This window comes from Cupriavidus lacunae, from assembly GCF_003353055.1.
Lineage (GTDB): Bacteria > Pseudomonadota > Gammaproteobacteria > Burkholderiales > Burkholderiaceae > Cupriavidus > Cupriavidus lacunae.
The window spans coordinates 1-14,026 of sequence record NZ_QKWJ01000023.1 but is presented as its reverse complement, the minus strand read 5'-3'; the positions used below and the strand labels follow the sequence as shown (position 1 = coordinate 14,026).

Annotated in this window: 8 protein-coding genes; all 8 read left to right on the top strand. The window is 65.4% G+C overall.

The window, feature by feature from the left end:
- Positions 1-160: 160 nt before the first annotated feature.
- The 8 genes from mdtD to DN412_RS18920 all read left to right on the top strand — a co-directional run bounded on the left by mdtD (position 161) and on the right by DN412_RS18920 (position 13,873).
- Positions 161-1,585: a multidrug transporter subunit MdtD gene (gene mdtD / locus DN412_RS18955; RefSeq protein ID WP_115213012.1), complete on the top strand. Its 1,425-nt coding sequence runs from the start codon at positions 161-163 to the stop codon at positions 1,583-1,585.
- 128 nt (positions 1,586-1,713) lie between these two features.
- Positions 1,714-3,486, top strand: a complete 1,773-nt coding sequence (gene treF, locus DN412_RS18950) for an alpha,alpha-trehalase TreF (RefSeq protein WP_115213011.1) — start codon at positions 1,714-1,716, stop codon at positions 3,484-3,486.
- A 395-nt stretch (positions 3,487-3,881) separates the two neighbouring features.
- Positions 3,882-4,427: a fimbrial protein gene (locus tag DN412_RS18945; RefSeq protein WP_115213010.1), complete on the top strand. Its 546-nt coding sequence runs from the start codon at positions 3,882-3,884 to the stop codon at positions 4,425-4,427.
- 102 nt (positions 4,428-4,529) lie between these two features.
- On the top strand, positions 4,530-5,300 hold the full coding sequence (locus DN412_RS18940) for a fimbria/pilus periplasmic chaperone (protein WP_115213009.1): 771 nt from the start codon (positions 4,530-4,532) through the stop codon (positions 5,298-5,300).
- A 126-nt stretch (positions 5,301-5,426) separates the two neighbouring features.
- Positions 5,427-7,997 carry a fimbria/pilus outer membrane usher protein gene (locus tag DN412_RS18935; protein WP_115213008.1) on the top strand — a complete coding sequence of 857 codons (2,571 nt, stop codon included), beginning with the start codon at positions 5,427-5,429 and terminating at the stop codon, positions 7,995-7,997.
- 82 nt (positions 7,998-8,079) lie between these two features.
- On the top strand, positions 8,080-9,156 hold the full coding sequence (locus DN412_RS44055) for a fimbrial protein (protein ID WP_208647620.1): 1,077 nt from the start codon (positions 8,080-8,082) through the stop codon (positions 9,154-9,156).
- A gap of 128 nt (positions 9,157-9,284) precedes the next feature.
- Positions 9,285-10,313 (top strand): fimbrial protein, encoded by a 1,029-nt coding sequence (locus tag DN412_RS44050; RefSeq protein WP_208647619.1) that lies wholly within the window; start codon positions 9,285-9,287, stop codon positions 10,311-10,313.
- A 221-nt stretch (positions 10,314-10,534) separates the two neighbouring features.
- Positions 10,535-13,873 (top strand): hybrid sensor histidine kinase/response regulator, encoded by a 3,339-nt coding sequence (locus DN412_RS18920; protein WP_115213006.1) that lies wholly within the window; start codon positions 10,535-10,537, stop codon positions 13,871-13,873.
- Positions 13,874-14,026: the final 153 nt, after the last annotated feature.

Here is a 14,026-nt window from a genome sequence, read left to right as displayed (position 1 = left end):
GTGCGGAAATTGTCGAGGCAGGTGCCGAACCGGGCACCGGCCGGCAAGCCCCCGGCTTCCTGATCGTGATTTGCCTGTTCCGCGATAGGCAATTAAGGTGTCGGCTTTGGCCGGCGCACACCGGGGTACCGGGGGGGCTGGCCGGACCGGAGCCCGCCATATGACCACGCCCCAGCCCGACGACCACACCCGCCGCATCATGCTGTGGGTGGTGGCGGTCGGCTTCTTTATGCAGACGCTGGACTCGACCATCGTCAACACCGCGCTGCCGTCGATGGCGCACAGCCTGGGCGAGAGCCCGCTGCGGATGCAGTCGGTGGTGATTGCCTACTCGCTGACCATGGCGGTGGTGATCCCGGCCTCGGGCTGGCTGGCGGACCGCTTCGGCACCCGCACCATCTTCCAGACCGCGATCGGGCTGTTCGTGGCGGGCTCGCTGCTGTGCGCCTACGCGCCCACGCTGAACTTCCTGATCGGCGCGCGCGTGGTGCAGGGCGTGGGCGGGGCGATGCTGCTGCCGGTGGGGCGCCTGGCGGTGCTGCGCACCTTCCCGCGCGACCAGTACCTGCAGGCGCTGAGCTTCGTTGCCATCCCCGGCATGATCGGCCCGCTGATCGGCCCGACGCTGGGCGGCTGGCTGACGCAGGCCTTGTCCTGGCACTGGATCTTCCTGATCAATGTGCCGGTCGGCGTGCTGGGCGCACTGGCGACGGTGCGCTACATGCCGAATGCGCGGCTGACCGGCATCGGCCCCTTCGACATCGCCGGCTACCTGCTGCTGGCCATCGCCATGCTGGCGCTGTCGTTCTCGCTCGACGGGCTGGCGGGGCTGGGGTTCCAGCATGCCACCGTGCTGATGCTGCTGATCGCCAGCATGGCCGCGCTGACCGCCTACGGGCTGCACGCCAACCGCCGCAAGCAGCCGCTGTTCGCGCTGCGGCTGTTCCGCATCCACAGCTTCAGCGTCGGGCTGCTGGGCAACCTGTTCGCGCGCATCGGCAATGGCTCGATGCCGTTCCTGATCCCGCTGACGCTGCAGATCAGCCTGGGCTATTCGCCGTTCAACGCGGGCCTGATGATGCTGCCGGTGACCGCCGCCGGCATGGCGTCGAAGCGCCTGGCCACGCGGCTGATCCAACGCCATGGCTACCGCCGCGTGCTGGTCGGCAATACCTTCATGGTGGGCCTGGTGATGGCGGCCTTCGCGCTGATCACGCCGCAGCTGCCGCTGTGGCTGCTGGTTCCGCTGCTGGCTGTGTTCGGCATGGTCAATTCGATCCAGTTCACGGCCATGAACACGGTCACGCTGAAGGACCTGAGCGGCGCCGGCGCCAGCAGCGGCAACAGCATGCTGTCGATGGTGCAGATGCTGTCGATGAGCCTGGCGGTGACTTCGGCGGGCGCGTTGCTGGCGACCTTCCAGACCCGCTTCGGCGGCGATACCGCGGCGGTGCTGCCTGCCTTCCATGCGACCTTTGTCTGCATGGGGCTGATCACCTGCGCGTCGGCCTGGATCTTCATGCAGCTGGGGGTCCGCGAGGCCCCGCCCGCGCTCGCGGGCGGGCACGGGGAGAAGGAGGTGTAAGCCGCTGCGCCTTGCTGCCTGCGTGACACATGCGCCGCTTTGCGCGGCGGCTGCGAACTTACCCCGCACCTTCCGGCTCCTATTTCTATCCCATATGCGCCGGCAGCACCCGGTACAAGGAGGCGCCCATGCAGCCGACAGCCAAGTCCGAGCCGGCACCCGCCATCCCGCCGTCGCCAGCCCCGGCTGCCGGCAGCATGGTGCCGCACACCGCCCCGGCCACGCCTGACGGCGCCGGCGCTGTGCCGGGGCCCGCTGCCGCGCCCGGCAAGGTCCATGCGGCAGCGCGGCCCGCGCTGGTCACGCACCGCGACTGCCCGCCGCCGCACGCGCTGCCCGGCTGCGCCTGCGCCGACATGCTGTCGCCCGCGGCGCGCTACTGCGAGCTGTTTGTCGATGTCCAGCACAGCGGCCTGTTTGCCGACAGCAAGACCTTCCCAGACTGCATTCCCAACTGCGACCCGGACCTGATCGTGGCGCGCTACCGTGAATTGCGCGACACGCCCGGCTTCTCGCTGGCCGATTTCGTGCAGGCGTATTTCACCCGCGCCACGGTGCCGGACAGCCACTACGTGTCCGATCCCGCCAGCACCCTGCGCGAGCATATCGACAGCCTGTGGCCGGTGCTGACGCGCGAGCCCGTGGCCCATCCGCCGCAGTCGTCGCTATTGCCGCTGCCGCACCGCTACGTGGTGCCGGGCGGCCGCTTCGGCGAGCTGTACTACTGGGATTCCTACTTCACCATGGAGGGCCTGGCCGGCAGCGGGCGCGGCGACCTGATGGTGGAGATGGCGCGCAACTTTGCCTACCTGATCGACCACTACGGCCTGGTGCCGAACGGCACGCGCAACTACTACCTGAGCCGCTCGCAGCCGCCGGTGTTTGCGCTGATGGTGGACCTGCTCGAGCGCGAGCAGCTGGCCAGCGCCATCGACTTCCTGCCGCAGCTGCGCCGGGAATACGACTTCTGGATGGACGGTGCCGACGGCGTGCGGCCCGGCCATGCGCACCGGCGGGTGGTCTGCCTGCCGGACGGCGCCGTGCAGAACCGCTACTGGGACGACCGCCCGTGGCCGCGCGAAGAAGCCTTCCTGGAAGACATAGAGACCGCGATGCGCAGCGGGCGGCCGCACCACCTGGTGTTCCGCGACCTGCGCGCCGCGGCGGAGTCGGGCTGGGACTTCAGCTCGCGCTGGCTCGATTCGCCCTCCACGCCAGCCGGCCAGCCCGCCGACCTGGCCACCATCCGGACCACGGCGATGTTGCCGGTCGACCTGAACGCACTGCTCTGGCACCTGGAAATGCGCCTGGCCACGCTGTGCGAACAGGCGGGCGACGCCGCGGCACAGGCTTACCGTACCGCGGCGCAGCGGCGCGAGGCGGCCATCCAGCAATACATGTGGGACGGCAGCGCGGGCGCCTTTGTCGACTATGACTGGTGCCGCGGCGCGCCGCGCCCGTGCCTGACCGCGGCAACGGTGATGCCGCTCTATCTTGGCCTGGCCCAGGCACCGCAGGCGCAAGCCGTGGCCCGGGCGGTGACGGAGCGGCTGCTGGATGCCGGCGGCCTGGCCACCACGGAATCCAACTCGGGCCAGCAATGGGACCATCCCAACGGCTGGGCGCCGCTGCAGTGGCTGGCCGTGCGCGGCCTGGCGCGTTATGGCCACGACGACCTGGCGCGCGAGATCGCGCAGCGCTGGCTGGCGACCGTGGCCAGCCTCTATATCCATGAATGCAAGCTGGTAGAGAAATACCGCATCAAACATGGCGCGGGGCGGGCCAAAGGCGGGGGCGGGGGCGAATACCCGTTGCAGGACGGGTTTGGCTGGACCAACGGGATCGCCAGTGCGCTGATGGCGCTCTATGGAGACGTGCCGGCCACGTGCGGGGGCGGATGACACGGCGCCGTGAGGCGCGCATGGCGTTGGCCAGAGCGCCGCTGTTTCCCGCCGGCGTCGCCCGGCGCGGCACGTCATTCCTCCTGTCCGTGGCTGCCTGTCCCGCCACTGCCCACGCCCTTCCCAGCCACATCTGCCATACGCCCGCAAGCCAGATTCGTGCGTCGTGACGTCTGAGAACCACGGCGACGCCTTTCAGCCCCGAAGGAAAAAAATCTGAGCCAGATCTAAGGCTTGCCTGATTGGTGGCACTAAGCCCCGTCCCTATAGTTCAGCTGTCCCCGGGGCCACCGGCAGCTGCAAGACCAGTCTGGCAGTCGAATGGCGGTACGGGGCGGGGCCGGATCCGATGATCCGATCGCCAACTGACCATCAACTTATCTGACTCATTCATCATGACTCATACCAAGCTCCTCGCCGCTCTGATCGTCGCCGGTACCGCCATGGGCGCGCAGTTTGCACACGCCGCTGACGGCACCATTCAATTCACCGGCAAGATCACGGCCCAGACCTGCACGATCAACGGCAACGGTTCGGGCTCCAAGGACTTCACCGTGGCGCTGCCGACGGTTTCGGCCTCGACGCTGAATGTTGCCGGCAACACCGCCGGCCGCACGCCATTCCAGATCGCGCTGACCGGTTGCACGCCGAACACCGGCAATGTGCATACCTTCTTCGAAGCCGGCCCGACCACCGACGCCTCCACCGGTAACCTGATCCTGAACACCGGCGGTGCCACCAACGTGCAGATCGGCCTGCTGAACGGCGGCACTTTCACCGCGATCAAGGCCGGCTTTGCGGATGCATCGCAGAACTCGACGGTCGTTGCCATCACCAGCGGCGCCGCCACGCTGCCGTACGCCGCCCAGTACGTGGCAACCGGCGCAGCAACGGCCGGTGTCGCCAATTCGAGCGTGATGTACACCGTCGCTTACCAGTAAGCCGTAGTACCCAAGAGTGCGGAGCGTGTTACCGGCGCGCTCCGCGCCTTCCGAATACGACAGTTTTGCCGGTTCACCCGAACAAGTCCCCCCGCTACCATCATGAAAACGACCATCAAGTCCCTGATTTCAGCCGGCGTTATTGCGCTGGGGCTCATGAGCGCGCTGCACGCGCAAGCTTCCGTGGTCATAGCGGGCACCCGGGTCATCTACAACGCAAAAGACACCGAAACCACGATCAAGCTGACCAACGAAGGCAAGTCGCCGGCGTTGACCCAGGCGTGGATCGACAAGGGCGACCCGAAGGCAGCACCGTCGTCCATAGATGTACCGTTCACCGTGACGCCGCCGGTGTCGCGCATCGACCCGAAAAAGGGCCAGACGCTGCGCATCATCTACACCGGCGAGCCGCTGGCGCAGGACCGCGAGACCGTATTCTGGCTCAATGTGCTGGAGGTCCCGCCCAAGCCTACCGCCGAAGAAGCCGATGTCAACAAGCTGCAACTGGCCTTCCGCTCGCGCATCAAGCTGTTCTTCCGCCCCGTGGGCCTGAAGGGCAATGCCGACGATGCCCCTGGCAGCATCAGCTGGCGCGTCACCCAGGCCGGCGGCAAGCCTGCGCTCGAAGCGAGCAACCCCGGCAAGTATCACGTTTCTTTCGCCAGCCTCGAACTGGTTGGCGGCGGCAAGAACGCGAAGTTTGAAGAGGGCGGCATGGTCGGCCCGGGCGAAACCAAGACGTTCCCGCTGACCGGCGATGTTGCGCAGGGCCCCGAGGCCAAGGTTCACTACCACGCCATCAATGACTACGGCGGCGCCGTAGATGGCGAAGCCGCACTGGGCAGCGGCGCTGCCCAGGCCGCTGTGCACTGATCACGCGCTGACCTCACGCCGGGCCGCGCCCGGCGATCTTCCAGGCTGATTTCTCCGATTGACGATGCTGCGCAAGCGGCAGGGGCAAGTCTTGCCCGTGCATGGCCCGATATCCGGCATAAACCGATGAAAACCCAGAAGACCTCTTCCTTCCCGTCCCGGCTGCGTCCGGTCAGTGCGGTGGTATTGTCCTTGTTCGCAAGCATTGGTGCGTGGGCAGCGCCCGGCGGTACCGGCGGATCGACGCTGGTAGCGGAAGTGGAGTTCAACGACACCTTCCTGCAGCAGCCCGGCGGCAGCCGCATCGATGTGAGCCGCTTCAACAAGGGCAACGTGGCCTTGCCGGGTACGTATCGCGCAGAACTGTACGTCAACCAGGCCTGGCTGGGCGGTGCCGAAGTGACGCTGCGCCAGATGGGCGAAGACAGCCGCAATGTGCAGCCGTGCTTCGACCGCGCCGTGCTCGAGCGCATGGGTGTCGACCTGGCCAAGCTCTCGCCGGAGGCATCGGCACGGCTGGACGCGGGCTGCGTATCGCTGCCCAACCTGATCCCCGATGCCACCGCCAGCTTCGACAACGGCGAGCAGCGCCTGGATGTCTCGGTGCCGCAGATCGCCATGTCGCGATCGGCGCGCGGCTATGTCGACCCCAAGTACTGGGATGAAGGTGTCACGGCGGCGCGCCTGCAGTACAACGCCAACGTCTATCACTCCGATTCGAGCGGGATGTCGACCACGCAGAGCTACGTGGGGGTGAACGCCGGGCTCAACTTCGGTGCCTGGCGCTTGCGCCATCAGGGCAACCTGACGCACGGCGATGTGGAGGGCACGCGCTACCAGAGCGTGCAGACCAACCTGCAGCGCTCGATTGCGCCGATCAAAAGCCAGTTGGTCATCGGTGAGGCCTATACCGACGGCACTATGTTCGACAGCTTTGGCTTCCGCGGCGTGCAGATCGTCAGCGATGACCGGATGTATCCGGAATCGCAGCGCGGCTATGCGCCGACGGTACATGGCATTGCCAACAGCAATGCCCGGGTGCAGATCCGCCAGAACGGCAACATCATCTACGAAACCACAGTTGCCCCCGGCGCGTTCGAGATCAATGACCTTTACCCGACCGGCTACGGCGGCGATCTTGAGATCGTGGTGACCGAAGCCGATGGCAGCGTGCATACCTCGCGCATGGCCTATGCCGCGGCCGTCAATGCGCTGCGCCCGGGCGTCGCGCGCTACAGCATGACCGTCGGTCAGTACCGGAATACCTCGATCCAGAGCAAGCCGATGCTGATGCAGGCGACGTTCCAGTACGGCATCAGCAATATGGTGACCGGCTACGGCGGCTTCATTGCGGCGCAGGACTACGCGGCAGTGTTGGGTGGCGGGGCACTGAACACGGACTACGGTGCCTTCGGCGCTGACGTGACGCAAGCCTGGACCAACCTGCAGAACGCGTCCAACCGGAGTGGCCAGAGCGTGCGGCTGTCGTACAGCAAACTGGTGGCGCCAACCAACACCAACCTGACGTTGGCCGCTTACCGCTATTCCAGCAGCGGCTACCTGAGCATGGCCGACGCCATGGCGCTGCGCGACCTGGACCAGCGCGGCCTGGGCGCGGGCATGTACATGGGCGGCATCCAGCGCGGACGCCTGCAGATGACCATCAACCAGGCGCTGCCGCAGGGCTATGGCTCGTTCTACCTGTCCGGTTCCACGCAAAACTACTGGAACCGCAGTGGCAGCGACACCCAGTTCCAGGCGGGCTACAACAACAGCTACAAGCGCATCAACTACGGTGTCTCGGCGTCGCGCCAGTTCAACGTGGGCTCGGGCAGGTGGGATACCCGGGTGATGCTCAACGTGGGCATCCCGCTGGGCAAGGGCCAGCACGCGCCGTACTCGATGACCAGCCTGACCCACGATTCCACCGGCGGGACATCGCTGCAGGAATCGGTGACCGGCACGCTGGGCGAGGACAACGCCTTTACCTACGGTGTGAACGCCGGCTACACCGGTGGTGGCAATACCAAGGATTCGGGCACCATCGGCGCCAACGTCGGCTACGTGTCGCCGATGGCGACGTTCACGGGCAGCGCCAGCACGGGCCGCAACTTCTCGCAGGCCGGCCTCGGCATCAGCGGCGGCATCGTTGCCTATGCGGGCGGCGTGGCGTTCACGCCGACGGCGGGCGACACCATGGCCATCATCGAGGCCAAGGATGCCGCCGGCGCGCGCCTGACCAATGGCAGCGGCCTGCGCGTGGACCCCTGGGGCCACGCCGTCGTGCCGACCCTGACGCCGTTCTCCACCAACCAGATCGAGATTGACCCGAAGGGGCTCCCGATGAGCGTGGAGTTGAAGACCACGCAGCAGAACGTGGCACCGACCGCGGGCGCGATCGTGAAGATGAAGTTTGAGACGGACAACCCGGGGCGTGCAGCGATCCTGCGTGCCAAGGGCCCGGATGGCAAGCCGCTGCCGTTTGGGGCGGAGGTCTTCGATGCGCAGAACCAGAGCATGGGCACCGTCGCACAGGGCGGTCGCATCATTGCGCGTGGCCTGAAGGCGGATGCGGGCCAGTTGAACGTGAAGTGGGGTAGTGCCGCTGCGGAGGCTTGCAAGCTGGATTATGTCTTGCCGAAGGGCGACAAAGCAGCGAATTCGTCATACCAGACCGTGGATGCCGTTTGCCGCTGAATGGTCAGCCGATTAGCCCGGCAGGCAGTCTTGCCTGCCTCGTTTTACAGCATGCCTGGTACGGCATGCGCATGAGATCAAGATGACGAATATTCTTAATCTATTTCAAGCCCGGCGCGGTGGCGTCCTGTACAAGGTGCTGTCGGTCTTTTTCTTCTTGCTGAGCGCGAAGGGGGTGTGGGCTACCTGCACGGGCGGCAATCAGACTTTCACGATCTCCATGCCGGCGACTGTATCAGTTCCGCGTGACGCAGCGGCAGGGACCCTTCTGACCCCGTGGGCCTATTCTGCTCAAAACGCTAGTCCGTGGCAGTGCAGCTGGTCCAGCCCGGGGCTCTACGGTGGTCGTGGCATCATTGGGCCGAATTTTTCCACGCCTTCAGGCCAAACCTATTTCAGTGGAGGCATAGGCTACACGGTATGGAACACCAATGTAAGTGGCGTGGGTATCATCGTCGGCACCCGCGTTATCTTCAATACCATTGGTTGCACATACAACAAGGGTGCCTGGACGGGATGGGCCTCCATAATGAGCTCTTGGGCAGGGGTCGCATGTTTGGTGACTGACACGACTCCACACAGTAGCCCTGTAGGCGTGCAGATCTCGGTCGCGTTGGTCAAGACAGGGCAAGTGCCGAGCGGGGGTATTGTTGGCGGGACGGTAGCGCAGATCGCTTCGATTGATGTCAATACCGTTACGTCACTGCTGGACAACGTCAACATAACGAATGTCAGGATTGTCCCCCTCCTCTGCACGACGCCGGACGTGACAGTCAATATGGGCACGCACAGGCGCGACGAGTTCTCCGGCATTGGAACTTTCACGTCTCCCATTGGATTCAATATTGCGCTGAACAACTGCCCGGCCGGCATGAATTCAGTGAGCTATCGGGTGGATGCGGTGACGACTATCGTCAATGCCAGCAATTCGGTTGTCGCGCTGGATGGCTCATCAACGGCGGCCGGGGTCGGCGTGCAATTGCTCGACGATACCGGCAGTGTCTTTCCGCTGGGAACGGCAAAGACTATGAGTGGCTATAGCACCGGCACGGGCGGCAGCTATGCCATTCCGCTGAAGGCACGCTACTATCAGACAGGCGCGACCGTGACAGCTGGTACGGCCAACTCGGCAATGACGTTCACTATGACCTACCAGTAGGAGCGACGAATTCTTCTAGCTCGATTTAGGGCTTACCTTATTTGGTATCCAGGCGCTCTCTTATATTGCAGTGAGAAGGCCACAGAACTGCTGCCATCTTGATATACCTATCGCTTCTGGGCTTTCCTATGTTTTCTATATTGAACGCTGCAACACCAAGACGAATCATCGGCTTGCTGCTGGTATTTTGCGGGCTAAGCGGATTGGCGGTCTTGGCATCCGCGGCATCATGTGAATCCCAGGGTGGCAGTTTTAGCGTGGCCGTCGGCCCAAGGACGATCCCGCGGGACGCGAGCGTTGGGCAGGTTGTCATCCCCAAGATAGACACCGGCTACAGTGCCTATCAAATGAACTGTCCTGGCGACAGCAACCAGGATCGTGATGCGTCTGTGACGTTTACAGTCGCGTCTGCGCCCGTTGCTGGGTACACGGATGTTTACCCCACCAATATTCCTGGACTCGGTGCGAAGTACCATTTTGCTGCCAACTCCGGGACCGGTTGCAATATTCCGTTTGACAAGACCATCCCAAATTCTGCCTACACGATCGCCTGTCATATTCCGGCAGGAACTAAGCTGACCTGGTCATGGGGTACATCGGTTGAATTCATCAAGACCGGTCCAATTGGTGCTGGTACGGTCACGTCAGTTCCGGCGGTGACGATGTCCTATGCATTGAACAACCAGACCGGTACCTGGCCACTCAACAACATGTACAGCGGATCCGCTACCGGAACGATCGGCGTCGGCGCCTGCCTTACCCCGGATGTCACCGCAGACCTGGGCACGCACGACAGCAAGGAATTTTCAGGCCAGGGCAGCGCGGCTTCGGCCACCGCTTTCAATATCGCCCTGAATAATTGCCCATCCGGGATCGGCTCCGTGAAGTATCAGGTCGATGCGGTTACCAGCGTTCTCGATGCAAGCAAGTCGGTTGTGGCGCTGACCGCCACATCGACCGCGACCGGGGTGGGAGTGCAGGTTCTGGACAACGCAGGCAATGTACTGCCATTGGGCCAACCGATCGCATTTGCCGGATACAACTCGAGCGGGGGGAACTTCACGATCCCGCTCAAAGCGCGCTACTACCAGACAGGCAGCCGCGTGACAGGCGGGACGGCCGACTCGGCAATGACGTTCACTATGAACTATCAGTAGGAACGAGTCATCCGATCCTCACCCATGAGCCCCTGCGGTGCCGGTGGACCGGCCTCGCGGGGGCTCAGTGCATTGGCCGCCGGTAGTTGGGCAGGTCGACTACCCGGATTTCAATGTCATGCATAATCCCGAAGTCAGTTCTTCACTCACCCTGGGCGCCAGCTGATTCCCGCGTCGCGCGCTTCGCGGCGCCAGGCAGGCTGCCGAGACGGAGCCCGCCAATGGTCAACTGGCTGTCGCGCGCGAACAAGCAGGTTCACGGCCGCCTGCTCACCGTTGTGGTTGTCCTGCTGATCCTGGTGATCAGCAGCTTCCTTGCCCTGTTCCTCCACAGCCTGTTCCAGCGCATCCTCTGGGAACAGGCATCGGCCAGCCGCCTGCACTTCGGCACGGTGCTGGAGGTCAAGGCCACGCATGAGTACTTTATCCGGCGCATGGCGGAGATCACCGGGCCGGAGTACCGGCTGGTGCGCAGCGACCGCCCGGCTGGCCAGCTTGAGGCCATGTTGCGGGCAGTGCCTGCCGGAAGTGCCCGCTCCGTCGAGGTGCCCGGGCTGATCAATCCGGCCACGCTGATGATGGGCGCTCCAGCGCCAGCGGCGGGGCACCATGCCACGGCTTCTCACATTGTTCGTTTCGCGATTTTCGAGCGCGCGTACTGGGGCACGGCGCCACAGGGCGTGCGCTCGGTGTTCCTGGCTGCCGACGGGAGCGAGGCGTTCGTGACGCCGGCGCTTCCCGGTGCGCTGGCCTTGAGCGGGCCGCTGGTTGCCGATGTCGTCAGCAACTGGGCGAAGGCGCTGTCGAACCGATCCCGCGAGGCGCAACGCAAGACGCCGGCCGGCTCACCGCTGTGGGTCGGGCCGTACCAGGGCACCATCGAGCAGGGCGAGATCCTGAGTTGCTTCCTGCCGGTCCATGACGCCGCCGGCAATCTCGTGGCGTATGCCGCGACCGCCATTCCCGCACGCGTGCTGATGAGCGGCGCCAGTGTGGCGGGGGCCCTGCACGCAGCGTCGGGCGCGCGGGCGATGTTCTTCGATCGCCGCGGGCACCTGCTTTACCAGGGCAGCGACGCGAGCTGGCTGCGCACGGAAGGGCTGGGTGAGCGGGTGGCGCGTGAGTTGGACGGCAGCCAGCAGGGCGTTGCCTACTGGTTCGAGCAAGGCAGCCTGATGATCGGCAACATGGGCCGGGACCGCGACTGGCGCGCGGCCTACGCGTATCCGCTGTCGCTGGCGCTGGCGGACCACGGTGCAGCGCTGGCGGCGGCGCTGCTGCTCTACGGGCTTGGCTTTGCCGGGGTGCTGACCGGTGCCGATTTCGTGCGGCGCCGGGTATTGATGCCGATGCAGCGCAATGCGCAACGGATCGAGGACAGCGAGCGCTTCAACCGTACCGTGATGCAGACCGCGCCGGTCGGCCTGCGGGTAGTGCGTACGGCCGACGGGCATGTACGGGCCGAGAATGCCCTGGCCGCGCAGTGGTTGCCGCTCGACACAAGCGTGGCAGGGCGGCCCTGGCTGGATGCGATGCTCGCGCGGCAGGGCGCCGGGTCCGCCCGGCTGGAGTTGCAGGTGCCGTCCGGGCAAGGGGGGCCGCGCGACGTCCTGGTGGTTGGCCGCCACACCCGCTTCGAGGGCGAGGAAGTGCTGCTGTGTGCCATCCACGATGTCACCGACGAACGCGAAGCGAACCGCGCCCTGGCGCGCGCGCGCCAGCTGGCGGACGAGGCCTGCGCCGCCAAATCGCAATTCCTGGCCGCGATGAGCCACGAAATCCGTACGCCGCTGTACGGGATGCTGGGCACGCTGGAACTCTTGTCGCTGACAGCGCTGGCGCACGGCCAGCGCGAGATGCTGGCAACCATCCAGTCGTCGTCGCAGGTACTGCTGCAGATACTGGATGACCTGCTGGACTACTCCCGCGCGGAAGCCGGGCAGATGGAACTGGACGCCGTGCCATTCGACCCGGTGGAGCTGCTGGAATCGGCGGTGCGCGCCCAGGCGCCGATTGCCCTGCGCAAGGGCCTTGCGCTGACGGCCTATCCTGAGGCGGGATTGCCCTGCCTGATCGGTGATCCGGTGCGGGTGCGCCAGATCATCGGCAACCTGCTCGGCAACGCGCTGAAGTTCACGTCAGACGGGCATGTCATCGTGCGCCTGCAGCGTGCCGCGCAAAGCGCAGCCCCGGCCGCAGCTGGCAGGATCGGTATCCTGCTCGAGGTTGCGGATACCGGGCCGGGCATTTCCCCCGAGGTCCAGGCGCGGCTGTTCGAGCCCTTCATGCAGGCCGACGCGACCACGGCGCGGCGTTTTGGCGGATCCGGCCTGGGCTTGTCGATCTGCCGGCGTCTGGCCGCCCTGATGGGTGGCAGTATTGCCGTGGCAAGCGAGCCAGGCAAGGGCAGTGTCTTCCGTGTCGTGCTGATGCTGTCGGAAGGCGCGCCGCGCAGACCGGTGGAGCCGGTGCTGCCGCCGGTGGCCGTGCTGTCGGAAGATGATGACATCCGCGACAATGCCATCGACAGTCTGCGCGCACTGGGGTGCAGGGCGGTTGCCTGCCGTGGGCCGGCGCCGGAACCGGGGATGGTGCTGTTCGTCGCCACCCGCCATATCGAGGCCATTCCCGCAGGCTATGTCGGCGTGGTCGTTGCGCGCGCGGATGGTCCGGCGGAACCGCAACCCTTCGCCGGCGGCTGGCTGGTCAGTGCCTATCACCAGGGCGGAATCCTGCGAGCGTTCTGCAAGGCAGCCGGCATGACGCCGGTCAGTGCGCCGCCGGTGGCAGCCCCCATCGACCCCACGCCGCAGCTGGGACTGGAAATCCTGGTGGTCGACGACCATCCCTACAACCGGCTGCTGATGCAGCAGCAACTCGAGCGCCTTGGCTGCCGGCCGACGCTGGCAACCAGCGGCGAAGAAGGGTTGGCGGCGTACCGCCGGCACAAGTTCGACGTGGTGCTGACGGATGTCCATATGCCGGGGATGGACGGCTATGAACTGAGCCGCCGGCTACGCGCCGAGGGTGCGACGCTGCCTGTGGTGGGGCTCACCGCGAGCATCGCCCAGGGTGAAGCGGAGCGCTGCCTGGAGGCCGGCATGAACCGCTACCTGCCCAAGCCCATCCTGCTGGGCGACCTGGTCGAGTGCCTGCGTGCCGTGCTGCCAGCGCATGCAGCCCTGGTGCCCCCGGCCGCCGGGACGGCTGCCCCCGCCCATATCGAAGACAACGTCGCGGGCCTGGCGTTGCTGGAGCGCACCATGCGCGAGGATTTCGAGCAATTGTCCGCCGCGGCCGGCAAGGGCGAATTCAATGCGATCCGCCGTCACGCCCATCGCATGCGCGGGGCCATGGCGCATGTCGGCGACGGCGAGGAGATTGTCGAACTGTGCCGCGAACTGGAGTTGGGTGCGGCCCGGGCGCTGGAAGTCGTGCAAGCCCATGTCGACCACCTGGCCTTGTATCTTGCAGCATACTTTGCCGGCCCTGAAAGTGACTCAGACGGCCGTGAAGGCAGCCAGGATGCGGCCCGACGGAAATGGCCGGATACTATTTAAGGGATACCTTAATTCGGGTTTTTCGGAAGACTCCAGAGAAACGAATTGAAGACGGCTGCCGTGAGGGGGCCATTATCATGAAGCTGTCCCCACGGGATGGATCTGGAAGCCAAGGGCAGTCGCGCGGCGCCGTAGCGCGGCGATGCTGCGCTG